Here is a 25108-nt window from a genome sequence, read left to right as displayed (position 1 = left end):
CCGGCTCTGCTTTTCGAGATAGTTATGTCAGATTTTGCCAAGCGGGCCATTTCCCGCCCGGAGTTCATTGCCCTGATGGCCGCCCTGATGGCGCTCAATGCGCTGGCCATCGACGTCATGCTGCCAGCCCTGCCCTATATGGGCGAGGCACTCGGCGTTGCCACCGAGAACGAACGCCAGTTTGTCATTTCCGCCTACATGCTCGGCTTCGGTATCGCCCAGCTCGCCTTCGGCCCACTGTCGGACCGGTTCGGCCGTCGCGCGCCCCTGCTCGTCGGCATAGTCATTTATGTTATTGCCGTCGTCGCGGCTGCATTCGCGCCCAACTTCGCCGCTCTGTTGCTTCTTCGCTTCATTCAGGGCATGGGCGCTGCGGGGACAAGGGTCATTGCCACGTCGGTGATCCGCGACCGTTATTCCGGGCGCGCCATGGCCGAGGTCATGTCGTTGACCTTCATGGTATTCATGGCCGTTCCCATCATCGCGCCTGGAGTCGGTCAGGTCCTGCTGTTGACCGGCCCCTGGCAGGCCATATTCATCTTCATGGGCGTTCTGGCCTCGGTCTTCGGCATCTGGGCGTTCCTCCGCCTGCCGGAAACGCTGGCTCCCGAGAACCGCCGTGCCCTGCGCCTCGGCGTCATCACCGAAGGTTTCCGCATGGTCTTCACCAACCGTGTGGCGATTTCCTACGGTCTGGCCGGTATGTTCCTCTTTGGCGCGCTGTTTGGCTTCATCAGCACAAGCCAACAGATCTATGTCGACATCTATGGCCTCGGCGTCTATTTCCCCGTCGCCTTCGCCGCCGTGGCTGGATTGATGGCCATCTCGTCCTTTCTCAACTCGCGGATCGTCTCGCGCTTCGGCATGCGGCGCCTGTCGCATTTCGCCGTGCTGGTCTTCACTGGCGTCAGCATCTTGTGGCTTACGCTTGCTCTCAGCGGCTTCATGCCTCTCTGGCTGTTCTTCTCGCTCCTTGCCACGATCATGTTTATGTTCGGCTGGGCTGCCTCCAACATGAACTCGCTCTCGATGGAACCATTGGGCGCCGTCGCCGGCACGGCCTCCTCGGTCTTCGGCTTCGTCCAGACCGTCGGCGGGGCGCTCATCGGCAGCTATATCGGCCAGCACTTCGACGGCACCGTGGTCCCCACCGCGATGGGCTATGCCGCCATGGGCACGCTCGCCATCGTCTGCATCCTCGTTGCCGAGAACGGCAAGCTGTTCGGCGTCAGCCCCGAATATGCCCAGCCAGGCGACATCGTGGCCGAAACCGACTAACCGCTACACAGCATCGGGGGCGGGCTCGCCCCCGACTTGCCCACGGTCGGCATAGACGTGATCGATCAGGCCCCAGGTCCGCGCCTGCTCCGGAGTCATGTAGTGGTCGCGATCGAGCGTACGTTCCACCTCCTCATAGGTGCGCCCGCAGTGCTTCACATAGGCTTCTATGACCCGGTGCTTGAGCTGGCGGGAGTTCTCGGCGTGGATTAGGAAATCAGTCACCTGCCCCTGATACCCGCCGGACGGCTGGTGCACGAGGATAGTGGTACTGGGCAGCGAAGCGCGCCGCCCTGATGCCCCGGCCATCAGCAGGAACGAGCCCATCGACATGGCGGTGCCCATGCTGAGCGTTGCGACCGGCGCCTGGATGAACTGCATGGTGTCATAGATTGCAAGCCCTGCCGTCACGGCTCCGCCCGGCGAGTTGATATAGAGGGAAATCTCTTTCTTGGGGTTCTCCGCCTCGAGGAACAGAAGCTGCGCACAGATGAGCGCCGCCATGTTGTCCTCGACCTGTCCGTTGAGGAAGATGATCCGCTCGCGCAGGAGCCTCGAGTAGATATCGAACGAGCGCTCCCCGCGCGTCGATTGTTCAACGACGACAGGGACGAGTTGCATCGTGTCGCGCATGGGCGAACCTCCGTTCCATTCTGCGGGTGATGGTGACCGGCTCTTGTCGCCGGCCGATATGTTCTAGGCAGCCATCATCATGGCGACGCCATTGTCGTTGGCCGCACGGACCGGGACCGTGTGCGTCAGGCGGAAGAGCGTCTGCTCACCGGCAAGCGGGTCGAGCTCGAAGGTCACCAGGCTTTCTGCGGCATCCTGAACGGCTCCCTCGCCCGACTCGCGCCAGCGATAGGTCAGCCGCCGGTTGGGCTCCTCGGCAACGAGCGTCCAGTCGATACGCTCGGCGAGGCCCTCCTGCCTGCCGGAGAACGTCAGCGGCTGCGCTTCAATCGGCAGCAGCCAGCGTGCCAGGTATTCCGGGATCGTCAGTGCCCGCCACACCTTCTCGGGTGGAGCATCGAGCACGGTCTCGAACACCATCGGTTCGTCGGTGCCGTCCGTCATTGATCCATCTCCTTGAGCAAGGTCCTCAGCCTGTCGATACGGGTCGGCCAGAAGGCGCGGTGGCGTGTCAGCCAGTCTGTAAGCGGCAGCAATCCCTCAGGGTCGACGCTGTAGTTGACGTAGCGTCCCTCGCGCCGTTCGCGGATGAGCCCTGCCCCCCGCAACGCCGCGATATGTTGTGATAGGGCCGGCTGCGAGATGGTGAACCCCTCGCGCAGCGCCGTGCCGGTCATCTCCCCCTGCGCCAGACGCTCGAATACGGCGCGGCGCGTAGGATCAGCCAGAACCTTGAAGATTTCAGCTTCGTTCATGCGTAACACATAAGCACAGGCTTATGAGTCGTGCAAGGGCTGGGCATCAGATCGTGAAGATCTCGCGCCGCAGCGCTTCCCAGCCGGCTTCGTCCGGCGCGATGATCAGTCCGCCATCGCGGTGCTCGGGGCGATAGGCCGAACCGTCGAAGCGCGCGAGATACGCGCCCGCTTCCGCAACGATCAGCGCACCGGCAAGGTGATCCCAGGGCATCAGCTTGCTGTACATCTGGAAATGCATGTTGCCGCCGGCCGCGAGACGGTACTCATGGCCCGCGCAACGGTAGTTGGCGGCAACGGCGACCTTGGAGAGGTTGGCCATGACGGTGCGCCTTGCCTCACCCGGCAGGAAACTTGTTGAAGCGGCTCCTGTCATCCCCGACACCGGCACGGGCGAGGCAAAACTCAACCGCGTCATGCGGCCATCGGGGAAGACCTGCCAGGCACCGGTCCCTTTCTCGGCCATGATCCAATCGTCGCCAAGCGGATCGTAGATGATGCCGGCGACCGTCTGCCCGTTCTGCACGACTGCCGCCATTACCGCGAACAGCGGCAGGCCGGAGGCAAAATTATAGGTGCCGTCGACGGGATCTATGAAGATGGCGATGCGGTCGTCGATCGGGCTGTCGAGCAGCGCCGGATCGGCGGCGACGGCTTCCTCGCCGATCACCAGATGGTCGGGATTGTGGGCAAGGATGGCCTTGGTGATGGCGCGCTCCGCCGCTTCGTCGGCTTCAGTCACCAGGTCCGTCGCGCTCGATTTGGTGCGGATCATCCCCTCATCGAGCCGGCGGAAGCGCGGCATGATCTCCTGCTGCGCAGCCTCACGCAGTACCTGGGCGAGCCGTTCGATATTCATCAAGCAAATTCCTTTGGCGGTGGGGCGTCAATCGCGCGTCTGGCCGTTCCCGGGTCTGGAGAGGGCCATGAAATCAAACAGCTTGGAATCCAGCATATGACTCGGGTTTATGTTCCCGAGCGCGCGGATCATGACGTCCTTGCGTCCGGGCATGCGCTTTTCGATGTCGTTGAGCATCGCCTTCATCGCATTGCGTTCGAGCCCGTCCTGCGAGCCGCAGAGATCGCAGGGGATGATCGGAAAGGCCATCGCCTGCGCAAACCGCGCCAGATCCTCTTCGGCACAGTAGATGAGCGGGCGCAGCACCTCGACGTCGCCTTCGTCGTTGAGCAGGCGCGGCGGCATGGCCGCGAGCTTGCCGCCATGAAAGAGGTTCATGAAGAAAGTCTGGAGGCTGTCGTCTCGGTGATGCCCCAGCACCAGCGCCGAACACCCCTCTTCGCGCGCAATGCGGTAGAGATGCCCGCGCCGCAGCCGCGAGCAGAGCGAGCAGTAGGTCGCGCCTTCCGGCAGCTTGTCGGTGACGATGGAATAGGTGTCGCGGTATTCGATCCGATGCGGCACGCCTAGGCGTGAAAGGAACTCCGGCAGGATGTGCTTGGGAAAGTTCGGCTGGCCCTGGTCGAGATTGCAGGCAAGCAGCTCGACCGGCAGCAGCCCCCGCCATTTGAGGTCGAGCAGCAACGCCAGCAGCCCATAGCTGTCGTTGCCGCCCGAGAGCGCAACCAGCCACCGCTCGCCGGGCCGCACCATCCCGAACTTGTCGATCGCCTCCCGCGTCAACCGGATGAGGCGCTTGCGCCGCTTGTTGAATTCGACCGTGCGCGGTGCATCGGCAAAGATCGGATGGGCAGCGGCATCCTGATCTTCGTCTGGCCGGATTTCGAGCGCAATCTCGTTCATGGGCAACTCCGTTCCCGCGCCGACGCTCATAGCCTCTCACGACACCAAGGGAAAGCGGCATCGGCCTCACGTCAACCTTACCAAGGTTTAATTTCCCTTCCTTGCGTTAGTCGATTTGCGTCAGTTAGATGACGCAGTCCCTCGGCACCTGGAGTCTCGCGGTGTTTCGATCCTTCTTTCCCGTTCCCAAGCTCTTCTTCTCCTCGGCAGTGCTCTGGATGCTGCTGGCCGTGCTCATCTGGTTCACCGTCGGCGATCCATTGCGCACAGCGGTGAGTATCGACCGCTTCACCCATCCGGTCGCCGCAGCAGCGCCGGACTCGGCGGCCGATCAGCCGACGACGGCAACACCCGGCGATCCAACCCCCGCGGATCCGGCCGCAGGCGCCCAGCAATCCGATCCCAACGCTCCAGCGGCAACGGAAAGTACCACCCCGTCCCAGCAGGCAGCGGCGGCCGCCGCCAACCAGTCCTCGGGCGCCAGCTTCTTCAATGGCGAGCGCGTCTGGCTTTACCAATACGTTCTGATAGTGGCGTTCCTGTTCTGCCTCTTCTGGTACTTCTACAGGCGGAACGAGTGGTACTGGTGGTCGGTCGTCGGCTCGACGGGCATCCTGCTGGTCATCTACTTTCAGGTGCAGGTAGAAGCCTTCGTCAACGCCTGGTCGGGTGTGTTCTTCAACATGATCCAGCTGGCGCTGACCCAACCCAGGTCAGTGACGCCGGAACAGTTCTATGGAGAAGTGTTCACGCTCTTCGCCGTGCTGATGCCGACGATCATCGTCGCCGTGCTGCTCGCCTTCTTTACGTCCCACTACGTCTTCCGTTGGCGCAAGGCGATGAACTTCTACTACATGGCCTATTGGCCCCATATCCGGCAAACCGAGGGTGCGGCACAACGCGTGCAGGAAGATACCATGCGCTTCGCCCAGATCATGGAGGACCTGGGCACGGCCTTCTTCGGTTCGTTGATCACGCTGGTCGTGTTCCTGCCGCTGCTTTGGGAACTTTCGGCCAACATCACTGGTCTGCCCATCATCGGCGACATCCCGGGGGGGCTCGTCTGGGTGGCTCTGGCAGCGGCGATCTTTGGAACGGTGCTATTGGCCACGGTCGGAATCAAGCTGCCGGGACTGAACTTTGCCAACCAGCGTGTGGAAGCGGCCTATCGTAAGGAACTCGTCTTTGGAGAGGACAACGCTGAGCGTGCTGATCCGCCCACGGTCAGGGAACTCTTCGCCGGCGTCCAGAAGAACTACTTCCGCCTCTATTTCCACTACACCTACTTCAACCTCGCCCGCTATGCGTACATCAACATGGTCGGCTATGTGCCCCTCCTGGCACTTTCACCGTCGATTCTGGCGGGCGCCCTGACCATGGGCCTCTACCAGCAGGTGCAACTCGCCTTCGGGCAGGTGTCGTCCTCATTCCAGTTCTTCGCCCGCGCCTGGACGACCATCGTCGAGCTGCAGTCGGTCTACATGCGCCTTCGCAAGTTCGAGAGCTTCATTCCGCTCGACCAGGAACCAATCAAGGAAAGCGTCAGCGACATTCCGACGCCTGCTCAGTAGCGTCGGGATGCAACGAAAAAACGAAGGGGCCGCTCCATAGGAGCGGCCCCTTCTCTTAGAATATTCGCTTGGCTTAGCGCGAGTAGAACTCGACCACCAGGTTCGGTTCCATCTGCACCGGATAGGGCACATCCGAAAGCGCCGGGATCCGGGCGAACGTGGCGATCATCTTGTTGTGGTCGGCCTCGACGTAGTCCGGCACGTCGCGCTCGGCGAGCTGGGTCGCCTCGAGGACGATGGCAAGCTGCTTGGACTTGTCACGCAGTTCGACCTTGTCGCCGACCTTGACCTGATAGGACGGGATGTTGACCCGCTTGCCGTTGACCAGCACATGGCCGTGATTGACGAACTGTCGGGCGGCGAACACGGTCGGCACGAACTTGGCGCGGTAGATGACCGCGTCGAGACGGCGCTCGAGAAGGCCGATCAGGTTCTCGCCGGTGTCGCCCTTGACCCGGGAGGCCTCGGCGTAATAGCGGCGGAACGTCTTTTCGGTGATCGAGCCGTAGTAGCCCTTGAGCTTCTGCTTGGCCCGCAGCTGCAGACCGTAGTCGCTGAGCTTGCCCTTGCGGCGCTGGCCGTGCTGACCGGGGCCATAGGCACGGTCGTTGAGCGGGCTCTTGGGACGGCCCCAGATGTTTTCGCCGAGACGGCGATCGATTTTGTGCTTGACTGAGTTGCGCTTCGACATCGCGTATCCTTGTTAAACGAACCAATGGATCGCGCCCTCCTCTGCCGTTCTCGCGAACGGCCGACAGACCTCAAGAAACCTGGAAGTCTCGGGTGCGCCTAAGGGCCTTGGGCCGCTATAGGTTGCGGCGTGATACGCATCGGCCGCCGCAAAGTCAAGGGAAGAGAGCGGAAGGGAGCGAATAGCGAATAGGGAGGAGCGAATCGACCACCACCCCGGAGGGGCCTGCGCTCCCTCTATTCGCTATTCGCTACCTCGCTATTCGCTCTCTATCTCTCATGCCATGCGCTTGTCGAGCGCTCGCTGCTCGCGCAGACCCGGAAAGACCTGACTCCAGATCACGGCGACCGCGATAGCCCCGAACCCGCCGATGACGACCGCCGGCACCGGCCCGATGAGATGGGCGACGGTACCGGCCCGGAATTCACCGAGCTCATTGGAGGCGCCGATAAAAACGCTGTTGACCGCATTGACTCGCCCGCGCACCTCCTCGGGCGTCCACAGCTGCATGATGGTCTCGCGGATGGTGACGCTGACCATGTCGGACGCGCCGACCAGGGCCAGCGCCGGCACCGAAATCCACACCGTGGTCGAGAACCCGAATACCACCGTGAAGGCGCCGAAGAGCCCGACGAAGACGAAAAGGAGCTTGCCCGAATGGTCGCGCACCGGAAAGCGCGTCAGGACGAGCGCCATGACGATCGCGCCGACCCCCGGCGCCGCCCGCAACAGGCCCAGTTCCTCGGGACCGGCGTGCAGGATGTCCTTGGCATAGATCGGCAGCAGCGCCACCGCCCCACCCATCAGCACCGCGAACATGTCGAGCGAGATGGCGCCGAGCACCACCTTGTTTGCAAAGATGTAGCGGAAACCCGCCAGCATCGTCTCGAGGCTCGTCGCCTGCTGCGATTCGCGCTGGTGAGGCTTGGGGATGAGCGAGACACTGACGACGGCGGCGATGAGCAGCGCCGCTGCCGTGCCGAAGGCGACCGTGGGGGAGATGCCGTAGAGCAGCCCCCCGGCCGCTGGTCCCATGATCGAGGCGAACTGCCATGCCGAGGCGTTGACGGTAATGGCGTTGGCCAGCGCCTCGGGCGGCACCAGGTTCGGTGCCAACGATTGCGCCGCCGGCCCCCAGAACGCGCGCGCGGTGCCGAGCACCACCAGAATGCCGAAGATCGGCCAGACCTCGTGCGCCTGCGCGTTGACGAATAGCAGGAACCCAATGGCGCATGCGAATTCCACCATCAGGCAAAACCGCATGATCATGCGCCGGTTGAAGCGATCGGCGGTCAACCCGGTGACGAGGATCAGGAGCAGCGCCGGCAGGAAAAGGCAAAGACCGACCAGCCCCAGCAGGAACGCGTTGCCGGTGACGTCGTAGATCTGCCAGGCGATGGAGACCGACATGATCTGCACCGCAAAGCTTACGGTCAGCGTCGTCAGCCAGAAGAAGCGGAAGCCGACATAGGTGAAGGCCTGACGGCGCTTGTCGGCGGGAGCGGAGCTACTCATGATGCTCCTCGATGCCACGGCGCATGCATGGCGTCAAAGCCGATCTTGCGCAAAAGCGTCAGGCCGGTGGAGTTTATTCGTCGTTCTTGCCGCGCTTGCTCCGGTGCCGCTCGTGCACTCGGTCGATGGAGGAGATGATGCCGCGGAACGTCCTCACCTCCTGGCTGGTGAAGCGCGCGCGTGAGAACATTGTGCGCAGATTGTTGACCATGGCCGGCCGCTTGTCCGGGGTGGTGAAGAACCCAGTCTTGTCGAGCGTCGATTCGAGGTGCTCGAACATGCCGATGACTTCCGCCTTCGGCGCCGGCTCCCCGATGTTTTCGCCAAACGGCAATGTCTCGGCGAGGCCACTCTGCCGCCGCCATTCATAGGCGAGGATCAGCACTGCCTGGGCGATGTTGAGCGAAGCGAAGGCGGATTCGACCGGCAGGGTGACGATAGCATCTGAAAGCGCCACCTCGGGATTGAGCAGCCCCCACTTTTCCCGGCCGAAGAGGATCCCCGCCTTGCCCCCACCACCGATATGGGCAGAAAGCCCGAGGCAGGCGTCCTCTGGCCCCAGCACCGGCTTGCGCATGTCGCGCGATCGCGCCGTGGTTGCATGGATGAGCGTCAGATCGGCAACCGCCTCCTCGACCGTCGCGAAAACTTGCACCCGATCGATTACATGATGGGCTTTGGACGCGTTGGCGACGGCCTTTTCGTTCGGCCAGCCATCGCGCGGATTGACCAGCCGCAGGTCCCACAGCCCGAAATTGGCCATGGCCCGCGCCGCCGCGCCAATGTTCTCGCCCAGTTGCGGCTCGCAAAGGATGACCGCCGGACCGGGCCGGAACTGTAATGCTTGAGAGGAATCCGTGCCTGCCATGCCGCGCTCTTACTTCAAGTCGCGCGGCAATTGAAGCGGGCAAGGTGCTTAGGCGACTCGCGGTGCGTGCATCTCGCGGATCTTGCCCGAGCGGCGCCACTCCCGGTCGAGGATAGCAAAATGCAGCTCCTCGTCCCACTCGCCCTGGAACAGCGCGTGCTCGCGATAATGCGCCTCGAGCCGCAGGCCGAGCCTCTGCATAAGCTTGGCGGCCCGATGATTGTGTCCGTCGCAACGGGCAAAAACACGGTGGATCTTGAAATGGTCGAACGCCAGATCGAGGACCGCCCCCACCGCCTCGATCGCATAGCCGTTTCCGGCAAAGCGCGGATTGAGCGCGAAGCGCACTTCACCCTGCCCCGCCGTCGCATCCGACCAGCGCAGCGACGCCTGACCAATGAGCTGCAGATCGCCTTTGCGCACGATCGCAAGGCTCAAAGTGTCACCGGGCCTGTGCAGGCAAACCTGCGTGCGCATCAGGTTGAGTCCTGTCGCCACATCCGTCTCGTTCCAGACCGGCCACTCCAGATAGCGCTGCATTTCGGGAAGAAGCTGATAGCTACAGAGCGCGTCGAAGTCGCCGCGCTCGAAGCTGCGCAGGATCAGCCGGCTCGTTTCAATAGGCAAAGCTAAAGATGTCATGGCCGCCGCGATCCCTCCGCTGCTCGCTGCAAACGCCCAAATTCCGTAGGCGCCAAACGTGACACTAAGGCCGGCGGTTCCCGGGACGGAAGTGGAATATCTTGCTCATTTGTAGGCGAGTTTTATCGATGCAACGCGACGGGGCTCTCAACATATTGGCGCGCCTGCCATTCCCGCTTGAGGATGGCGTAAATGTACTCTTCGTCCCACTGCCCCTTGAAGAGCGCATGCTCGCGGAAATGCGCCTCACGGCGCATGCCGAGCCGCTCCATCAGCCGGGCGGAAGCACTGTTGCGCGCATCGCATCGCGCCATCACCCGGTGCATGTCGCCGGGTCCGAAAGCAAGCTCGAGGAGCGCCGTGGCGGCCTCCGTGGCGTAGCCCCTGCCGTGGTGTTCGGGATGGAAGATCCAGCCGATCTCTGCCTGTTGGGCGTCGACGCTTCGCCAGATCAATGACACCTCGCCGATCAGCATGCCCGTCTCACGCAGCGTCGCGGCTAGCACGATCTTGTCGCCCTCGAGCTCGAAGGCGATCTGTCCGATGCGCTGCTGCACGGCCTCGGCACATTCTTCCCGGCTGAGGGGTGCATCGAACAGATACTCGGCCACGTCCTCACGCCGCCGGTAATCGTGGACTGCATCCACGTCCCCCCGCGTAAAAGGCCGCAGCGCCAGCCTTTCCGTTTCGATCGGGTAGTCGGGATGCAGTGTCATGGCCGTCCGCCGGTTGTGCCGCGGCACTCTTGCGACCCTCTCCGGCAAAATCAAGACTGTTGCTCGTGCTTGCCGGGCGCACGCAACCGTGGCAGCGTCGCGCCATGACCTCGCGCTCCCATACCATCATCGATATCGCCGCCACCTGCGCATGCGGAAGCGTCACCATGCGGATTGCCGGGCCAGCGCTCTCGATGTTCATGTGCTCCTGCCTCGATTGCCAGCGGGCAACCGGCACCGGCCATTCGACCGCGGTGCTCGTGCCTCTCGGCGCGCTCTCGATCACAGGGGAGATCAAAAGCTTCGGCTCGCCAAGCGACTCCGGCGCTGTCTTCACGCGCCACTTCTGCCCGGGCTGCGGCAATCCGCTCTTCGGAGCCTCCTCGCGTGCTCCGGACGTGCGCATGGTCAGCGTCGGCTTCTTTGCCGGCCACAACGACTGGTATGCGCCCAACCAGTTGATCTTCGCGCGTTCGCATCGGCAATGGGATATGATCGCTGACGAACTACCATGGCACGAAACCTATCGGGAAAAGCGGATATCATGAGCCAGGCTGCGGACCATCTTGCCGATCGTATCCGGATCCTGCTCGCGGACCGTCCCGGTATCCGCGAGCAGAAGATGTTCGGGGGCGTCGCCTTCATGCTGGACGGCAATATGCTGGTCGGACCGATGAAGGACGGAGGCCTTCTCGCCCGTGTCGGCAAGGACGCCTACGAGGAGGCCCTCACCCGTCCGGGCGCCCGCCCCATGAACTTCACCGGCCGCACCATGGCCGGCTTCGTCGAGGTCGATGGCGACGCCGTCGAGGACGATGACGACCTTGGCGAATGGATCGCGCTCGCCGAAGCCTTCGTCAGGACGTTGCCCGCGAAGTAGGTTATCGGGCCTAGGACGCAAGCTGGGACGGCACACTTGTCCCCCCAACGTCCCCGCTTTTCGCGGGGATGACCCGGTGGTTGTGATGTCGCCTCCCCCGGAATGATCGGCTCACAGCTCAAAAAAGACTGCCTTGAACATGTTTGCTTAGCCCTGAGAATCCCAAGCGTCCACGCGTCTTAGACTTTCCCAAAAACCAGCGTGGCGTTGACCCCGCCGAAGCCGAAGGCGTTGGAAAGGACATAATCCAGCGATTTGGACTTGGGGGTCTTGGGCACCAGATCGAAGATCGCGGCCGTCGGGTCCGGATCCTCCAGGTTGAGGGTGGCCGGCAGCGTATCGTTGGTGAGCGCCGTCACCGAAATGATGGCCTCGATGCCGCCTGCGGCCCCGAGCAGGTGCCCGGTCGAGGATTTGGTCGACGAGACCGCCAGGCTCTTTCCGCGCTCGCCGAACACGGCCGCTATACCGGCGATCTCAGCCGCGTCCCCGACCTCGGTGGACGTTGCGTGCGCATTGACATAGCCGATATCGTTCGAGCTGATGCCGGCCATCTCTATGGCCTTGCGCATGGCGATCTGCGCACCCGCGCCCGTCGGCTCGCCGGAGGTCAGGTGATAGGCGTCGGCCGACGTTCCATAACCGGCAAGCGTCGCCAGCGGCTTGGCGCCGCGCGCACGCGCGTGGCTCAGTTTCTCGATCACCAGCACCGCGGCGCCCTCGGCGAGCACGAAGCCCGCACGCCGGGCATCGAACGGTCGCGAGGCGCCCCGAGGGTCGTCGTTGAAGCTGGTATTGAGCGCGCGCGCCGCGGCAAAACCGCCAATGGAGACCGGATCGACCGAACCTTCGGCACCGCCGACCACCGCCACGTCCGCCTCCCCGGTCAGGATCAGGCGCATGCCGTCGCCGATTGCCTGCGCCGAAGCCGCGCAAGCCGTGACTGGCGTGCCAATGGGTCCTTTGAAGCCGTAGTGGATGGAAATCCAACCAGCTGCGAGGTTGGCGAGGAACGCAGGCACGGTGAACGGCGACAGCCGGCGCGGCCCCTTGTGCTCGACCGTATAGGCCGATTCCACCAGGAGCGGTGATCCACCGACACCGGACGCGATGATGGTGGCGGTCGCCTGCTTCTCGTCTTCCGTTTGCGGCGCCCAGCCCGATTGCGCGATCGCCTCCTGCGCTGCCACGAGCCCGTACTGGATGAAGAGATCCATCTTCTTGATCTCCTTGGGATCGACCGCCACCAAAGGGTCGAACCCTTCCGGATCCTCTGCCTTTGTCGGAACCAGTCCGGCGATCTTGCAGGCAAAGTCCGTCACATCGAAGCGCGTGTTGGGCACGATGCCGCTCTCACCGGCCAACAGCCGCTGCCAGTTGGTCGCGACCCCGACCCCGAGTGGGCTGACGACGCCCATTCCGGTGACGACGATGGGATCGGTGGGGTCGGGCTTCAGCATCGAAAGTCTCCTGGGGTGTATATGCACGGTGTCCTATGTCACCGTGGCATCTTGAAGGCCGTGGCCTAGGGTGTGTTGGGGTTCAGGTCAGGCCGAGGCGAAAATGCCCGTTATCGAGAACCGGAGCGCAGCGTACCTTCGGGTACGAGAGCACCGGAAGCGCAGAGAATGGGCATTTGCAGACCGGCATCACCTGAATTCCAATACACCCTAAATTCGTGAAAGCTGCCGCAACGCGGCGAGTACCTCTCCGAAACCCGGTTCCTTGAGGGTAAGGCGTAATTCGGCTTGCGAGTTGCGCCACTCCGGAACGATCTGTTCGAAAAGTTCGCCGCCTTTCTCGGTGAGTTGGGAGAGCCGGCTGTTGCCATGCAAGCCGGTCCCCGCCGGAATCGTCTCGACCAGGCCCTTGCGTTCCAGCACGTCGAGATTGCGGGAAAGGGTCGTGCGGTCCATGGCGATGCTGTTGGCGATCTCGGTCACCGACCGGCCCGACTGCTGGCGCAAGGCGCCGAGGATGTTGAACTGCGCCGCCGTCACCCCGAACGGGCGCAACTTGCGGTCGGCCCGCCGCGTCACCGCGCGGGCGGCCATGCGAGTGTTGAGCACCAGGCACTGAGAGAAATCGTCCTGCATTGACTGTTCGGTAGACCGTGCATATGCACGAAGTCAAGGGTGTGCTCGTGTGCGTAGCCCCCTTGCTCAGCAAAGCTTTGCGCTTTCCGGCACCGATGCTATAGGGGCGCGAACCCGGCCGACCGCGTGCCAGAATGTCCTTTGGAGGAAGCTTCCCATGAGCAAAATCAAAGTCGCCAACCCCGTCGTCGATCTCGACGGCGACGAGATGACCAGGATCATCTGGCAGGCGATCAAGGACAAGCTCATCACGCCCTATCTCGATCTGCCGATCGAGTACTACGACCTCTCGGTCGAGAACCGCGATGCCACCGACGACCAGGTGACGGTCGATGCGGCCAACGCCATCAAGACGCACGGTGTCGGCATCAAATGCGCCACGATCACGCCCGACGAGGCGCGTGTCGAGGAATTCAAGCTGAAGAAAATGTGGAGGTCGCCCAATGGCACCATCCGCAACATTCTCGGCGGCGTCATCTTCCGTGAGCCCATCATCTGCAGGAACGTGCCGCGCCTGGTGCCCGGCTGGACGCAGCCCATCATCGTTGGCCGTCACGCCTTCGGCGACCAGTACCGCGCCACCGATTTCAGGTTCCCTGGCAAGGGCACGCTGACCATCAAGTTTACCGGCGAAGACGGGACCGTTATCGAGCACGAGATGTTCCAGTCTCCCGGCTCCGGCGTGGCCATGGGTATGTACAACCTCGACGACTCGATCGCCGACTTCGCCCGCGCCTCGATGAACTACGCCCTCAACCGCGGCGTCCCCTGCTACCTGTCGACCAAGAACACCATCCTCAAGGCCTATGATGGGCGCTTCAAGGACATCTTCCAGGAGATCTACGAGGCCGAGTTCAAGGGTGAGTTCGAGGCCAGGAAGATCTGGTACGAGCATCGCCTCATCGACGACATGGTGGCTTCCGCGCTCAAGTGGTCGGGCGGTTATGTCTGGGCATGCAAGAACTACGATGGCGACGTGCAGTCGGATACCGTCGCCCAGGGCTTCGGCTCGCTGGGCCTGATGACCTCCGTATTGATGTCGCCCGATGGCAAGATCGTCGAGGCCGAGGCTGCACATGGCACGGTGACCCGCCACTATCGTCAGCATCAGCAGGGCAAGGAAACCTCGACCAACTCCACCGCCTCGATCTTCGCCTGGACCCGCGGCCTCGCGCACCGGGCCAAGCTCGACGACAACGCCGAACTCGCCAAGTTTGCCGCAACCCTCGAGAAGGTGACGGTCGACACCATCGAGGAAGGCAAGATGACCAAGGACCTCTCGCTGCTCGTCGGCCCGGATCAGCCGTGGCTGTCGACCCTCGGCTTCCTCGATGCCATCGACGCCAACCTGCAGAAGGCGATGGCTTGATCCTTTCCGGATTGTCCATCAGGAGCGGCGCCCCGAGGGGCGCCGTTTTCGTTTATCCGACAGTCGCCCGGTCGCGCCGCGGCTGGGTCCCTGCTTTTCCCGTTTCGTCGTTCGATGGGCGGCTTTCGTCGCTTTCTAGCTTGCGGCGGGCATGGCGCTGTCCAGAATGTGTCGGGTCCGCACCTGGAGGAGACACGACTATGCGCGCAGCACTTGCACTTGCACTTGCAGCCGCGGCTTTCGCCGCCGCCACAGGGCCGGTCCTGGCCGAAACTCGCGAGTATGACCTGCCCGCGTTTCATGCCATCGATATCGCCACGGGACTGAATGCCGTGGTCACCGTCGGCGGCGAGCAATCGGTGAGCGTTGAATCCGAGCGCTCCGAACCGTTCGACAAGCTCGAGCTCGATGTCGAGAACGGCACGCTGCGCGCGCGCTTCGAGGCCGATTTCTTCGACTTCATCATGAGCGGCGGCCTGCTTGGCTTGCTGGTCAATGGCCGGCCCGATGTCACCGTCCACATCACCATGCCCAAGCTCGACCGGATCGAAGCCAGTTCCGGTGCCGATGTCGCCGCAAGCGGCATGAGCGGCGACACCCTCAAGGCCAATGCATCGAGCGGCGCCGACATCGACCTTGCTGACGTGACCGTCGGCAGCTTTTCCGCCAGTGTCTCGAGCGGTGCCTCGTTCGCGGCTGCAGGCAGCTGCGAGACGGTCGATGCCGACGTCTCGTCCGGCGGCGATCTCGACCTCGCCGACCTAGTATGCAAGTCCGTGACCGCAAACGCCTCGTCAGGTGGCGACATGGACGTTCATGCGCTAGAATCGATACGCGCCAATGCCTCGAGCGGCGGCGACATCGGCATTTCCGGCAATCCCGCCCAAACCGATTTCAACAGCTCGAGCGGCGGCGACATCGATCTCGACGACTGAGTAATGCGTGGAGGCCGGGTCGCGCCTGTCCTCGCGCCTCACTCGACAATCGCCTGCGCCTGCGCTCAGCCTCGGAGATTTGTCGGGGCAGTGCCCGATCCAGAGTCACCTACCTCGTCATGCCGAGCCGCCTCGCATTGGGCAAGATCGACTGCTCCAGAAAGAACAGCAGCTTATCGCTCGGTAGGAAGGCGGTCATGTCGGTCACGACGGCCGCCTGGGCGGTTTCTGGATCACTCCAGTCGGCAGCCTTTATTGCGGCCTCGAAGCGGTCGAGATAGGCTTCTTGCCAGGCTAGGAAAGCTGGCGTCACCGGTAGGCCGTGACCGACATGGAGGATCATGTCCTCCGGCAGTTCCGACCGCAGCCGGCCAATTGCCCGCTTCCATTCGGGGTTGGTGTTGTCGGCCATGTAGGGATGCATGAATGAGTAGACGAGGTCGCCGATGAAGGCGGCCGGAGCCGACCCCTCCAGGACGAAGATACTGTCATGGAAGGATTCCGCAGGTCCCACATCCATGACTGTAAACCGCAGGCCGGGACCAAAGTCGAGCATGTCGCCATCGCCAACGGTGTCGTTGGGGAATACGCGGTTTCGAGGCCACTCCTCGCCGAACATGCTGCTGATGACCGCATCCTTTTCGGCATCGTCGCGCCGAGCGATGTCGTTGACCGAGGCGAGCGATACGATTGGAATGTCCAGACCCTCCGTCAGATTGCCGAGCCCCGCATAGTGGTCGGGATGGGGATGGGTGAGAAGAACCGCCCGCAGGGGTTTCCCTAAGCCGTCCACCCGGGCTCGCAGTTCCCTTGAGGCCGTGTTGGTGAGCGTGGCGTCGACGACCACCAGTCCGTCTTCGCCCTCCACCACATAGGCGTTCAGCGGAAACGGCATTTCCACCGAGTGCCTCTCAACGTCGACGGTCCCGGTGCGCTCCTGCGCCGAGGTGACCGTGCCTGCCATTGCAAGACCGACGCCAGCCAGTGCACCAGCACCCGCTGTCCTGATCAGGTCTCGGCGAGACAGGGTATTGATGTCGTCGGATCCGGGTTTCATGTCCTCGCTCCTTGGAGATGCTCTTTCATCCAGTCCGCAACATGAGATACCGCCGCGCGCACATGCGGCTGGCTGTCATAGAGTTCGATGTGGTTGGTGGTCTCGATCCATTCGATACGTTTGGGCGCGCCGATGCGCTCGAAGGTCCGCATCGCGGCTTCCGGCGTGCAGTAGAGATCGGTCGTGCCATGCACGACGAGCGTTGGCGTGGCGGCCAGATAGTCGGCGCCGAGTACAGCGTCGAAGCGGGCAAGATTGTAGCCCGAAAGCCGGGTGATCTCGTTTTTCCAATGCGGGCTGTAGGCGCGGTCAGTGCCGTAATAGTCGAAGGGTTCCTGGCCGGGCATGCCTGCTGCCTCGCCCTCTACATCGGTGACAGCCTTTATGTGCGTGGGGTAGCCTTCGTGAAGCAGGGCGAGCTCGCTGGCATAGCCTTGGAACCACTCGGCCTTGCGGGCCGCCGCATCCGCCGAGGAGGGGCGTGCGTCGAGATAAGCCGCGGCGACCGTGGCCAAGGCGCGAATGCGCGGATCGAACGCGGCAAAGTGAAGCGCGTAGGAGCCACCGAGGCAGATGCCGACCGCACCGATGCGCCCCGCGTCGATCTCCGGTCGCGCGGCGAGATAGCCGGTCGCCGCCGCCAGGTCATCGAGCTTCTTGGATGGTGCTTCGTGCTGATGGATGCGCCCGCCGCTCTCGCCGAAATTGCGATGGTCGAAGGCCAGCGTGGCAAAACCCTCCTTGGCCAAGAGCCGAGCATATGTGCCGGTCACCTGTTCCTTGACGCCGGTGAAAGGGCCGGTGAAGACGAGGGCCGGCACCGAATTGGCGAGTGACGCACCCTCGGGCAATTCAAGATTTCCGATGACCGTCTCGCCATCCACCTCGAAACCAATCTTCTCCATATCTCTCTCCTCGTGTGGCCTGACGCCGAGGGAAGAAGTAGACATGGGCAAGTTGTCTGGGAACGGACACCAGAACGATATCAATTATTGACAGGATCGATTGGATCGGTGCCATGCCCGTGCCGCTCGGGGACCTTGACCTTAACCTGCTGAAGGTCTTCGACGTGCTCATGGACGAGCGCAGCGTTTCACGCGCGGCACGGCGCCTCGGGATTACCCAGTCGAGCACAAGCAACGCGCTGGAGCGTCTGCGACGCGCACTCGACGATCGTGTACTGGAGCGGTCGGGCAACACGATGGTGCCGACGCGCACGGCGATCGAGTTATGGCCGCATGTCCAGTTGGCTTTGGCCCAGATCGTCACTGGCCTCAATTCGGTGGGCGAGTTCGATCCGGCCGCGCTGCGCCAGACGGTCTGTATTGGAATGGATGAGTACAGTCTGGCGATACTCGGCCCGGCGATCGAGGCCCGGCTGCGCGCGGCCGCTCCCAGAATCCGGCTCGTTTTTCTTCCGGCGACGCCGCAGGAGGACGAGCAGGCTCTGTTCGGCGGCAGCCTGGACCTTCTGATCGGCCCGGCCTGGCGCCCGATTGCCGGGCTGGAGCGGTCAGTATTATTGCATGAGACCTTTGTCGCGGTGGTCGACGCTAACCACCCGTTGGTCGGTGAAGGCGAGACCGCCACGCTGACGATCGAGGACTGTGTGCACTATCCCCACATACTCGTGTCGAGGCGAGGCTACGTGATGGGAAATGTCGATGCCGGCATGAGTGATCTCGGCATGCGACGCACGGTAGCGACGACGACACCCTACTACGCGAGCGCGCCGCGCTTCCTCCGCGGCACCGAACTGATTCTCAACATGGGCCGCAGGCTGGCAAGGGAGTTCGGCGAGGGAGCCGGCCTACGAACCTTCGAAATACCGATGAAAGTGCCTGGTTTCGACATCTGTCTGTTCTGGCATCCTCGCAACACGCGGGCCAAACCACATCAGTGGCTCCGGAGGGAAATCAAGGCAGTGGCGGCAGATGTTGAAGCCACGACGTAGAAGGTTGTCGTCGATGGAATCGAGATTCACGGGGATACGAAAAGGTGGGGCGGGTTTTTCGCGAAAAGTCCCCGCGACAACAAAAGTCAGAGCGCGGTGCGATTTGATCCGTCAAACCGCATCGCGCTTTGAGGCCTATTCGACCGTCACGTCGACACGATCACCGGCGGCTACGGTGAACGGCACCTCCTTTTCGACATCGTCGGGGAAGTGCGCCACCACGACATACTTCCCGGCCGGCAGGGTCTGCTGGTACTCTTCGTCGTAGCTGTAGCCGAACTCCTTCCGGTTGCCCTGGATGTCGGCCTTGCCGGAATAGATGTTGAGCCGGTCCGTGCCGGCCGCGGTGATGGCGACCACGCCAGCCTCGAGCACTCCGACCACCTCGACCGATTTGCCGGTCTCGACGGTGAAGGCCACTTCAGCGGTTGCGTCGTCCATCTTGACGACGGCAACGTAATCGCCGGGCGGCAGGTCGTAGCCTGTGTCGGGACCAAAGCCGTAGCCGACTTCCTCGCGCGATCCGTCGATGGAGGCCGACGCCTTGAAGACGTTGACGCCGAGGCCACCGGCTTCGACCTTCATGCCCTCCACATAGGCGGCGTTGACCACCACCCGCCCGACGCCGGCAACGAGATCCCTCTCGATCGTCTCACCGGCCGCGATCGTGAACGTCTCGCTGACCTCGCCCTGCCCGACCTTGGCGGTGGCGGTCACCTCGCCTGCCGGAACGATGAAGGTCTCCTCACCGTAGCCGTAGGTGTCTCCGCCCGGATAGTAGAGGTTGAGCGCGGCTCCCTCGGCCACCGGCCCGCCCTCTGCCGCGTAGGCACGCAGGGTGACCGTGGCGGCGTTCAGTATGAAGCGAGGCCGGGCGACCTCTTCGGCGGCGACCGTCACCGCCTGCTCCATTTCGACTTCGCCTTCCTTGATGGCGATGATGTAGTCACCTGGCTCCAGGCTTGTTTCGAATGGGTTGCCGTAGCCATAGGTCACCCCCTCGCCCCGGCTGCCGTCGGCGCGGGCTTCATAGACGTTCCAGGCAGTCCCGGAACGAACGATCGGTTCTCCGCCCTCCGCCATCACCGCCTCCGGGGAGAGATTGAATTCGAGCGCGACCGGTTCTGGTTCGGGTGCCGGCTCAGGCTCGGGTTCGGGTTCGACAACTTCCGCTACCGTTAGCGTCAGTGCCGAGGTAAGTGCATCGGCATCGTTTGCTGGCAGATAGGTCCCGCCGGTATTCTCGGCGAGACACGCGACCTGCCGGCCCTCGTCGTCCGAAAGCCCGAAACCGACGACGTGCGTGGTAAAGTCGATGCCTGCCGACTCGAGTTCGAAGCCGAGGTCGCAGGGGTCCACCTCGCAGGTCTCGAGACCGTCGGTGATCAGGATGACTGTAGCCCGCTCCTCGGTATAGCGCAGTTCCTCGGCTGCCATGCGCACTGCATCCGACAGCGGCGTCATGCCCTTGGGATTGATGTCGGCCGCAGCCGCGCCGATCGCTTCGCCCATTCCGGGCGCCGGCGGCACCAGCAGCTCGATATCGGTGCAGTTGCCCTTCTCGCGATGCCCGTAGGTCATGAAACCCAGTTCGAGGTCGTCCGGCAGCGACTGCAGCACGTCGTTGAGCGTTTCGCGCGCGATGGTGATCCGCGCAGTCCCGTCGATCTGCGCCCACATCGAACCCGATCCGTCGAGCACGATGATGGCCCGTTCCGCCGCCACCGATGGCAGCAAGAAACCCAGCGCGGCGACTGCCGCAAGTACGAGTGATTGAAGTATCCGCATGTCGATCGCCCTCCAGATGCATGCGCGAGCCCAACAAAGCGCATGGAATGGCGGACTTTTCAACATGCCTTGCATGACCTGCCGATGAACAGCTCATTAATCGACAGCTCATACGCTTGGTGGCGGCCACCGACCAGTTTTGCGCCACAATAATGAAATGAACCTGCGCCTTCTCTGGGTTGGGGATTTCCATGAAAAGATTCGTATTACGTGCCGTCGGCGTGTTGGTCCTGTTTGCCGTCGCTGTCTACGTCTTCAACGCCTCCTGGCGCATCGCCCGCGCCGCTGATCCGACCGTTACTCTGATCTCCCACCGCGGCGTGCACCAGACTTTCGACCGCGACAATCTCACCGGCGACACCTGTACCGCCAGCCGGATCTACCCGCCCACCCATGGATATCTTGAGAACACCATCGCCTCGATGCAGGCCGCCTTTGCCGCCGGTGCCGATATCGTCGAGCTCGACGTTCATCCGACGACCGACGGGCGCTTTGCCGTAATGCACGACTGGACGCTCGACTGCCGCACCGACGGCACCGGCGAAACGCGCAGTCACGATATGGCCGACCTCAAGACCCTCGATATCGGCTACGGCTACACTGCCGACGGTGGCGAGACCTACCCCTTCCGCGGCAAATACACCGGTCAGCTGCCCGAGCTTGCCGAGGTGTTTGAGGCTCTGCCCGATGGTCGCTTTTTGATCAACTTCAAGAGCCGCGAGATGCGTGAGGGCGACATGCTGGCCGCACTTGTCGCCGCCAATCCGGATTGGCGAAGCAACGTATGGGGCGCCTATGGCGGAGATGAGCCCACCTACCGCGCCGCCGATCTCATCGATGGTCTTGCCGTCTGGTCGCGCCGGGGACTTGTCGACTGCCTGCTGCAATACGAGGCGATAGGCTGGACCGGCTTCATGCCGCAGGCCTGCCGCAATACCAAGGTGATGGTGCCCCTCAATGTCGCACCGTTTCTCTGGGGATGGCCCAACCTCTTCATCGCGCGGCTGCGCGACGCCGGCAGCGAGGTCATTCTCATGGGCCCTTACGAGGCGGGCGATTCGGGTACGGCCGGCATCGACACCCTCGATCAGCTCGCCCAAGTGCCTGAGGATTTCTCCGGGTATCTCTGGACCAACAGAATCGAGGTCATCGGCCCGGCCATCGCCACCCACAAATAAGGCGCTTCAGCCAGGCGGAACTGCAACTTCCCATCGACGCCAAACGCGTCCACCTCTATATTCAGCCGCCCCCTCGCGGCCGGCTGCCGCTACCCTGTCACACTCTGGATGCACGATGCCGATCGGCATTTTCTTCGCGCTCGCGGCCTACTCGATCTATTCGTGTGGCGACGCCGTCATCAAAAGCTTCGGCTCGTCGCTCTCGGTCTTCGAGATCGGATTTTTCATCGGCGCCTTCTCTCTGCTGCCGGCCCTGTTTGCCAAACCAAAGGGCGAACGCTGGCGTGAGGCCTTCCGCCTGCGGCACCCGTTTCTCGTGCACCTGCGCTCGTTCAGCGGCGTCGCATCGGCAATGCTGGTCACCTATGCCTTCGTCACCATCGCCTTCGCCGAGACCTATTCGCTGGTCTTCCTGATGCCGGTGTTCATCACCCTGTTTTCGGTGATCCTCTTGAAGGAGCGGGTCGGCGTTACCCGCTGGCTGCTGCTGCTCGTCGGGTTTGCCGGCGTGCTGCTGGTCGTGCGCCCCGGCTTCCGTGAGCTGGGCCTCGGACATCTGGCCGCCGTCCTCTGCCCGGTGTTCGGCGCCATTACCACGACCGTCCTGCGCGTCATCGCCGGAAAGGAGAAGCGGGTGACGCTGATCCTGCTGCCGGCGATCTATGTCCTCGTCGTCAACGCCATACTGATGATCCCGGCCTTCGTTGTGCCGACCCTGGGGCAGTTCCTACTGCTCGCCGTTAGCGGCAGCTTCATTGGCATGGGTCATATCCTGTTGATCGCCGCCACTCGCAACGCACCGGCAAGCCAGGTTGCGCCGGTCCAATACGTGCAGATCGTCTGGGCCATCGGCATCGGAGCGGCGTTCTTTTCGGAAGTGCCGGATGTCCTCGCCTTCCTCGGCTTGACGCTGGTCGTCGTCTCGGGCCTCGTCAACATCTTTCTCGACGGCGCCCGGGCCCGCATCGCCAGCCGCTTTGCCGAATATCGCGCTCGCAAGGGGAGCACCAATCCGCCGGTCTCGGAGGTGCGTGGACCGCAAGTTTGATCGCCCAGACTCTGCGGATTTGTCTGATGACGCGGTGCCGGGAGCCTTGTATGGTAGCCCGGTTCCCACCGAGTCTCCTCGACTTCCCACCTTCGGACTTTTCAGATGCCGCTCGGCGTCGTTCTCGCGTTTCTGGCCTATGCCAGCTTTTCCATGGCCGACGCCCTGATCAAAGGCATCGGTCCCGCCCTCTCCGTCTTCGAGATCGCGTTTTTCACCACTGCCTTTTCCATCATTCCGGCGGTCGTTGCCAATCGTGGGGAGCGCTGGCGCGAGATGTTTCGGATGAAGCATCCGTGGCTTCTGCAATTGCGATGCCTGACCGCCATCGCAGGCAGCGCCCTCGTCATCTACGCCTTCACCCACATCGCCTTCGCCGACGTCTACGCCATCGCCTTCACCACGCCGATTTTCGTAACGCTCCTCTCGGTGCTGGTGCTCAAGGAACGGGTATCACGCCTGCGCTGGGCACTGCTGCTAATCGGCTTTCTCGGCGTGCTACTGGTGGTGCGCCCGGGCTTCCGCAGCCTTGAACTCGGCCACCTGGCCACCCTCGCCTGTGCCGGCTTTGGCTCGGTGACGACAACCATCCTGCGCCACATCGCCCCGCACGAGAAGCGCGTCAGCCTGGTCGGCGTTCTGGTGCTCTATTCGGTCGTCTTCAACGGGCTGATGATGCTGCCCACCTTTGTCGTACCGACGCCCCAGCAGATGGGCATGTTCATCCTGGTGGGCGGGTTCGGCGGCGTCGGCGGCCTGCTGCTGATCGGCGCCACCCGCCGGGTGCCGGCCAATCTCGTGGCGCCGGTGCAGTATAGCCAGCTCATCTGGGCGATCATCTTCGGCGCAGCCTTCTACGCCGAATTCCCCGACGCACTCGCTGTCATAGGACTGTCGGTGGTCGTCGGCGCGGGGCTCCTCAACGTCCTCGTGGAAGGGCGCCCCATCCGCTGGAAGCCAAGGGTCTTCTTTTATCGCAGTGGCCTGTGAGGGTTGTGCACGCGACAAGATCGCCGTGGAAAGTCACCATCATATCACGCGGCCGTGATTCACCCGAGTTCGAAATTCCGCCACATTGACGTATACGTCAATCACGCGGCGGCCCCTAATATTTACGGTTTCGGAAGTAAACGGGACTAGGCTGCCGCGGGTCGATTTTGGGGAGGGTTTTCCAATGAAGACGCGGAAGCGGCTCGCAGGCGCTGCATCGGGCATCATGCTCAGCCTTTCGCTCGCCGGGGCGGCGCACGCCAGCGGGCTCGAAGCCAATGGCTATGATTGGGAGCTGCTTTTCGATCCGGCGACCTATACCGCCAAGGGCACGGTCGCCTATGTCGGTATCAACCATGATCTCGCCAACACTGCGTTCTCTCCCGACGGGCGGACGCTGGTCTCGCACAAGGACCAGATCTACTTTAACTTCGGCATCAAGGCAGACCTCGCGCCCAATGCAAGCTGCCTTGTCTCCGCGCAGAACCCTTGGGGAACCGAAGTCGAGCGGGATCTTACGTATGCGTTCGCCTTCCCCGGCGGCAAGGCTGTGAGCGAAAAGCTGACCTCCTTGGACCTGGGCCTGACCTGTGCCTACGGCATCGAAATGGGCCCCGGCATCATCAGCCTTGTCGGCGGCGTGTCGGCGCAGACCATCAAGTACGAAGCTGAGCTGCCGACCCCGTTTCTGACTACCGCGCCGCTCGAAATCGACGGCTGGGGCCTCGGCTGGCGCGCTGGCCTTGCCTACGAAATTCCTGAATACGCGCTGCGGGTGAGCGCTATCTACAACGCAGCGATCGACTATGAATTCGAGGGCACCGCCTTCGACGGCACCCTCCTCAGCGGCCCGGCGACCGCGGAAGAGACCACGCCTCAGTCGGTCGAGGTCAATGCCCAGACTGGCATTGCGCCCGGCTGGCTTGCCCTTGCCTCGGTCAAGTGGACCGATTGGTCGGTGTTGCAGGCTCTCGATGTCGATACTACGACCGCCGGGACGATCAGCTCAGACCTCTCCTACCGCGACAGCTGGCAACTGAGCGCTGGCATCGGCCATCAGGTCAACGAGCAATTGAGCCTTGTCGGCATAGTGACGTGGGACCAGGGCGCTTCGAACCCGGTTTCCGACGACGTCTACGAAGCCAGTGCCTCGATGGACCGCTGGGGCCTGTCGCTCGGTGCCCTCTACGACGTGACGGAAGCGGTGCAGTTCACCGGCGGCGTCTCCGTCAGCACGCTCGCTGACGGTTCCAATCTCGAGGGCGAGAGCTGGGAAAACGGCTCGATCTTCGCCGTCAGCGGCGGACTGAAGGGCTCGTTCTAAACCACGAGTTTCAGAGAAGTATCACCGGAAGGCCTTAGGCCTTCCGGTTTTTCTTTGC

Annotated in this window: 26 protein-coding genes; 11 read left to right on the top strand and 15 right to left on the bottom strand. The window is 62.9% G+C overall.

The window, feature by feature from the left end; genetic code table 11:
• The first annotated feature begins 24 nt into the window (after positions 1-24).
• On the top strand, positions 25-1278 hold the full coding sequence (locus QQK18_RS23190; RefSeq protein WP_284342778.1) for a multidrug effflux MFS transporter: 1254 nt from the start codon (positions 25-27) through the stop codon (positions 1276-1278).
• A gap of 3 nt (positions 1279-1281) precedes the next feature.
• Here QQK18_RS23190 and QQK18_RS23185 read toward each other — a convergent pair whose 3' ends face one another.
• From QQK18_RS23185 to ttcA, 5 genes are all read right to left on the bottom strand, one after another.
• The gene (locus QQK18_RS23185) at positions 1282-1911 is read right to left on the bottom strand and encodes an ATP-dependent Clp protease proteolytic subunit (RefSeq protein WP_284342777.1); all 630 of its coding nucleotides are present in this window, start codon (positions 1909-1911) and stop codon (positions 1282-1284) included.
• A 63-nt stretch (positions 1912-1974) separates the two neighbouring features.
• Positions 1975-2355, bottom strand: coding sequence for an SRPBCC family protein (locus QQK18_RS23180; protein ID WP_284342776.1), 381 nt, complete (start codon positions 2353-2355; stop codon positions 1975-1977).
• Positions 2352-2666, bottom strand: a complete 315-nt coding sequence (locus tag QQK18_RS23175; RefSeq protein WP_284342775.1) for an ArsR/SmtB family transcription factor — start codon at positions 2664-2666, stop codon at positions 2352-2354. The genes QQK18_RS23180 and QQK18_RS23175 overlap by 4 nt, the downstream gene beginning before the upstream one ends.
• 46 nt (positions 2667-2712) lie before the next feature.
• Positions 2713-3525 (bottom strand): inositol monophosphatase family protein, encoded by an 813-nt coding sequence (locus QQK18_RS23170; protein ID WP_284342774.1) that lies wholly within the window; start codon positions 3523-3525, stop codon positions 2713-2715.
• A gap of 27 nt (positions 3526-3552) precedes the next feature.
• A complete protein-coding gene (gene ttcA, locus QQK18_RS23165; protein WP_284342773.1) occupies positions 3553-4428 on the bottom strand; it encodes a tRNA 2-thiocytidine(32) synthetase TtcA in 876 nt (291 codons plus the stop codon).
• A gap of 128 nt (positions 4429-4556) precedes the next feature.
• Here ttcA and QQK18_RS23160 point away from each other — a divergent pair, with 128 nt between their 5' ends.
• Positions 4557-5999 (top strand): peptide transporter, encoded by a 1443-nt coding sequence (locus tag QQK18_RS23160; RefSeq protein ID WP_284342772.1) that lies wholly within the window; start codon positions 4557-4559, stop codon positions 5997-5999.
• A 73-nt stretch (positions 6000-6072) separates the two neighbouring features.
• Here QQK18_RS23160 and rpsD read toward each other — a convergent pair whose 3' ends face one another.
• The 5 genes from rpsD to QQK18_RS23135 all read right to left on the bottom strand — a co-directional run bounded on the left by rpsD (position 6073) and on the right by QQK18_RS23135 (position 10431).
• Positions 6073-6690 (bottom strand): 30S ribosomal protein S4, encoded by a 618-nt coding sequence (rpsD, locus tag QQK18_RS23155; protein WP_284342771.1) that lies wholly within the window; start codon positions 6688-6690, stop codon positions 6073-6075.
• Between the two features lie 276 nt (positions 6691-6966).
• On the bottom strand, positions 6967-8205 hold the full coding sequence (locus QQK18_RS23150) for an MFS transporter (protein WP_284342770.1): 1239 nt from the start codon (positions 8203-8205) through the stop codon (positions 6967-6969).
• A 73-nt stretch (positions 8206-8278) separates the two neighbouring features.
• The gene (locus QQK18_RS23145) at positions 8279-9073 is read right to left on the bottom strand and encodes an RNA methyltransferase (protein WP_284342769.1); all 795 of its coding nucleotides are present in this window, start codon (positions 9071-9073) and stop codon (positions 8279-8281) included.
• Positions 9074-9121: 48 nt separating this feature from the next.
• On the bottom strand, positions 9122-9715 hold the full coding sequence (locus QQK18_RS23140; RefSeq protein ID WP_284342768.1) for a GNAT family N-acetyltransferase: 594 nt from the start codon (positions 9713-9715) through the stop codon (positions 9122-9124).
• Positions 9716-9837: 122 nt separating this feature from the next.
• On the bottom strand, positions 9838-10431 hold the full coding sequence (locus QQK18_RS23135) for a GNAT family N-acetyltransferase (protein WP_284342767.1): 594 nt from the start codon (positions 10429-10431) through the stop codon (positions 9838-9840).
• A gap of 104 nt (positions 10432-10535) precedes the next feature.
• Between QQK18_RS23135 and QQK18_RS23130 the strand changes: the two genes are divergently transcribed.
• Both QQK18_RS23130 and QQK18_RS23125 read left to right on the top strand, forming a co-directional pair.
• A complete protein-coding gene (locus QQK18_RS23130) occupies positions 10536-10979 on the top strand; it encodes a GFA family protein (RefSeq protein WP_284342766.1) in 444 nt (147 codons plus the stop codon).
• The gene (locus tag QQK18_RS23125; RefSeq protein WP_284342765.1) at positions 10976-11311 is read left to right on the top strand and encodes a TfoX/Sxy family protein; all 336 of its coding nucleotides are present in this window, start codon (positions 10976-10978) and stop codon (positions 11309-11311) included. The genes QQK18_RS23130 and QQK18_RS23125 overlap by 4 nt, the downstream gene beginning before the upstream one ends.
• Before the next feature lie 179 nt (positions 11312-11490).
• On the opposite strand, the gene fabF is transcribed toward QQK18_RS23125, so the two are convergent.
• Together fabF and QQK18_RS23115 are read right to left on the bottom strand one after the other, a co-directional pair.
• Positions 11491-12771: a beta-ketoacyl-ACP synthase II gene (gene fabF, locus QQK18_RS23120; protein WP_284342764.1), complete on the bottom strand. Its 1281-nt coding sequence runs from the start codon at positions 12769-12771 to the stop codon at positions 11491-11493.
• Positions 12772-12981: 210 nt separating this feature from the next.
• Positions 12982-13407 carry a MarR family winged helix-turn-helix transcriptional regulator gene (locus QQK18_RS23115; RefSeq protein ID WP_284342763.1) on the bottom strand — a complete coding sequence of 142 codons (426 nt, stop codon included), beginning with the start codon at positions 13405-13407 and terminating at the stop codon, positions 12982-12984.
• A 157-nt stretch (positions 13408-13564) separates the two neighbouring features.
• Between QQK18_RS23115 and QQK18_RS23110 the strand changes: the two genes are divergently transcribed.
• Together QQK18_RS23110 and QQK18_RS23105 are read left to right on the top strand one after the other, a co-directional pair.
• A complete protein-coding gene (locus tag QQK18_RS23110; protein ID WP_284342762.1) occupies positions 13565-14776 on the top strand; it encodes an NADP-dependent isocitrate dehydrogenase in 1212 nt (403 codons plus the stop codon).
• A gap of 200 nt (positions 14777-14976) precedes the next feature.
• Positions 14977-15711 carry a head GIN domain-containing protein gene (locus QQK18_RS23105; RefSeq protein WP_284342761.1) on the top strand — a complete coding sequence of 245 codons (735 nt, stop codon included), beginning with the start codon at positions 14977-14979 and terminating at the stop codon, positions 15709-15711.
• A 109-nt stretch (positions 15712-15820) separates the two neighbouring features.
• Here the strand turns inward: QQK18_RS23105 and QQK18_RS23100 are convergent, their stop codons facing one another.
• Positions 15821-16768: an MBL fold metallo-hydrolase gene (locus QQK18_RS23100; RefSeq protein ID WP_284342760.1), complete on the bottom strand. Its 948-nt coding sequence runs from the start codon at positions 16766-16768 to the stop codon at positions 15821-15823.
• The gene (locus QQK18_RS23095; RefSeq protein WP_284342759.1) at positions 16765-17673 is read right to left on the bottom strand and encodes an alpha/beta hydrolase; all 909 of its coding nucleotides are present in this window, start codon (positions 17671-17673) and stop codon (positions 16765-16767) included. Before QQK18_RS23095 ends, QQK18_RS23100 begins: the two co-directional genes overlap by 4 nt.
• A gap of 113 nt (positions 17674-17786) precedes the next feature.
• Here QQK18_RS23095 and QQK18_RS23090 point away from each other — a divergent pair, with 113 nt between their 5' ends.
• Positions 17787-18722, top strand: a complete 936-nt coding sequence (locus QQK18_RS23090; RefSeq protein WP_284342758.1) for a LysR family transcriptional regulator — start codon at positions 17787-17789, stop codon at positions 18720-18722.
• Positions 18723-18857: 135 nt separating this feature from the next.
• On the opposite strand, the gene QQK18_RS23085 is transcribed toward QQK18_RS23090, so the two are convergent.
• Complete coding sequence (locus QQK18_RS23085) at positions 18858-20510, bottom strand: vWA domain-containing protein (protein WP_284342757.1); 1653 nt, start codon at positions 20508-20510, stop codon at positions 18858-18860.
• A gap of 191 nt (positions 20511-20701) precedes the next feature.
• Between QQK18_RS23085 and QQK18_RS23080 the strand changes: the two genes are divergently transcribed.
• The 4 genes from QQK18_RS23080 (at position 20702) to QQK18_RS23065 (ending at position 25050) form a co-directional block, all read left to right on the top strand.
• Positions 20702-21688 (top strand): glycerophosphodiester phosphodiesterase family protein, encoded by a 987-nt coding sequence (locus tag QQK18_RS23080; protein ID WP_284342756.1) that lies wholly within the window; start codon positions 20702-20704, stop codon positions 21686-21688.
• A 115-nt stretch (positions 21689-21803) separates the two neighbouring features.
• Positions 21804-22736 carry a DMT family transporter gene (locus tag QQK18_RS23075; RefSeq protein ID WP_284342755.1) on the top strand — a complete coding sequence of 311 codons (933 nt, stop codon included), beginning with the start codon at positions 21804-21806 and terminating at the stop codon, positions 22734-22736.
• A 105-nt stretch (positions 22737-22841) separates the two neighbouring features.
• Positions 22842-23726: a DMT family transporter gene (locus QQK18_RS23070; RefSeq protein WP_284342754.1), complete on the top strand. Its 885-nt coding sequence runs from the start codon at positions 22842-22844 to the stop codon at positions 23724-23726.
• Between the two features lie 184 nt (positions 23727-23910).
• Complete coding sequence (locus tag QQK18_RS23065) at positions 23911-25050, top strand: OmpP1/FadL family transporter (RefSeq protein WP_284342753.1); 1140 nt, start codon at positions 23911-23913, stop codon at positions 25048-25050.
• Positions 25051-25108: the final 58 nt, after the last annotated feature.

The sequence above is a fragment of the Devosia nitrariae genome (assembly GCF_030160115.1).
In the GTDB taxonomy this organism is placed as follows: Bacteria; Pseudomonadota; Alphaproteobacteria; order Rhizobiales; family Devosiaceae; genus Devosia; species Devosia nitrariae.
Note: the sequence above shows the minus strand (reverse complement) of the source record. Positions and strands in the feature narration are given on the sequence as shown.

What these genes read in the sequence shown, in the direction of transcription:
- QQK18_RS23190 (WP_284342778.1), top strand. Translation starts at nt 25, where the DNA reads ATGTCAGATTTTGCCAAGCGGGCCATTTCCCGCCCGGAGTTCATTGCC.
- QQK18_RS23185 (WP_284342777.1), bottom strand. Translation starts at nt 1,911, where the DNA reads ATGCGCGACACGATGCAACTCGTCCCTGTCGTCGTTGAACAATCGACG.
- QQK18_RS23180 (WP_284342776.1), bottom strand. Translation starts at nt 2,355, where the DNA reads ATGACGGACGGCACCGACGAACCGATGGTGTTCGAGACCGTGCTCGAT.
- QQK18_RS23175 (WP_284342775.1), bottom strand. Translation starts at nt 2,666, where the DNA reads ATGAACGAAGCTGAAATCTTCAAGGTTCTGGCTGATCCTACGCGCCGC.
- QQK18_RS23170 (WP_284342774.1), bottom strand. Translation starts at nt 3,525, where the DNA reads ATGAATATCGAACGGCTCGCCCAGGTACTGCGTGAGGCTGCGCAGCAG.
- ttcA (WP_284342773.1), bottom strand. Translation starts at nt 4,428, where the DNA reads ATGAACGAGATTGCGCTCGAAATCCGGCCAGACGAAGATCAGGATGCC.
- QQK18_RS23160 (WP_284342772.1), top strand. Translation starts at nt 4,557, where the DNA reads ATGACGCAGTCCCTCGGCACCTGGAGTCTCGCGGTGTTTCGATCCTTC.
- rpsD (WP_284342771.1), bottom strand. Translation starts at nt 6,690, where the DNA reads ATGTCGAAGCGCAACTCAGTCAAGCACAAAATCGATCGCCGTCTCGGC.
- QQK18_RS23150 (WP_284342770.1), bottom strand. Translation starts at nt 8,205, where the DNA reads ATGAGTAGCTCCGCTCCCGCCGACAAGCGCCGTCAGGCCTTCACCTAT.
- QQK18_RS23145 (WP_284342769.1), bottom strand. Translation starts at nt 9,073, where the DNA reads ATGGCAGGCACGGATTCCTCTCAAGCATTACAGTTCCGGCCCGGTCCG.
- QQK18_RS23140 (WP_284342768.1), bottom strand. Translation starts at nt 9,715, where the DNA reads ATGACATCTTTAGCTTTGCCTATTGAAACGAGCCGGCTGATCCTGCGC.
- QQK18_RS23135 (WP_284342767.1), bottom strand. Translation starts at nt 10,431, where the DNA reads ATGACACTGCATCCCGACTACCCGATCGAAACGGAAAGGCTGGCGCTG.
- QQK18_RS23130 (WP_284342766.1), top strand. Translation starts at nt 10,536, where the DNA reads ATGACCTCGCGCTCCCATACCATCATCGATATCGCCGCCACCTGCGCA.
- QQK18_RS23125 (WP_284342765.1), top strand. Translation starts at nt 10,976, where the DNA reads ATGAGCCAGGCTGCGGACCATCTTGCCGATCGTATCCGGATCCTGCTC.
- fabF (WP_284342764.1), bottom strand. Translation starts at nt 12,771, where the DNA reads ATGCTGAAGCCCGACCCCACCGATCCCATCGTCGTCACCGGAATGGGC.
- QQK18_RS23115 (WP_284342763.1), bottom strand. Translation starts at nt 13,407, where the DNA reads ATGCAGGACGATTTCTCTCAGTGCCTGGTGCTCAACACTCGCATGGCC.
- QQK18_RS23110 (WP_284342762.1), top strand. Translation starts at nt 13,565, where the DNA reads ATGAGCAAAATCAAAGTCGCCAACCCCGTCGTCGATCTCGACGGCGAC.
- QQK18_RS23105 (WP_284342761.1), top strand. Translation starts at nt 14,977, where the DNA reads ATGCGCGCAGCACTTGCACTTGCACTTGCAGCCGCGGCTTTCGCCGCC.
- QQK18_RS23100 (WP_284342760.1), bottom strand. Translation starts at nt 16,768, where the DNA reads ATGAAACCCGGATCCGACGACATCAATACCCTGTCTCGCCGAGACCTG.
- QQK18_RS23095 (WP_284342759.1), bottom strand. Translation starts at nt 17,673, where the DNA reads ATGGAGAAGATTGGTTTCGAGGTGGATGGCGAGACGGTCATCGGAAAT.
- QQK18_RS23090 (WP_284342758.1), top strand. Translation starts at nt 17,787, where the DNA reads ATGCCCGTGCCGCTCGGGGACCTTGACCTTAACCTGCTGAAGGTCTTC.
- QQK18_RS23085 (WP_284342757.1), bottom strand. Translation starts at nt 20,510, where the DNA reads ATGCGGATACTTCAATCACTCGTACTTGCGGCAGTCGCCGCGCTGGGT.
- QQK18_RS23080 (WP_284342756.1), top strand. Translation starts at nt 20,702, where the DNA reads ATGAAAAGATTCGTATTACGTGCCGTCGGCGTGTTGGTCCTGTTTGCC.
- QQK18_RS23075 (WP_284342755.1), top strand. Translation starts at nt 21,804, where the DNA reads ATGCCGATCGGCATTTTCTTCGCGCTCGCGGCCTACTCGATCTATTCG.
- QQK18_RS23070 (WP_284342754.1), top strand. Translation starts at nt 22,842, where the DNA reads ATGCCGCTCGGCGTCGTTCTCGCGTTTCTGGCCTATGCCAGCTTTTCC.
- QQK18_RS23065 (WP_284342753.1), top strand. Translation starts at nt 23,911, where the DNA reads ATGAAGACGCGGAAGCGGCTCGCAGGCGCTGCATCGGGCATCATGCTC.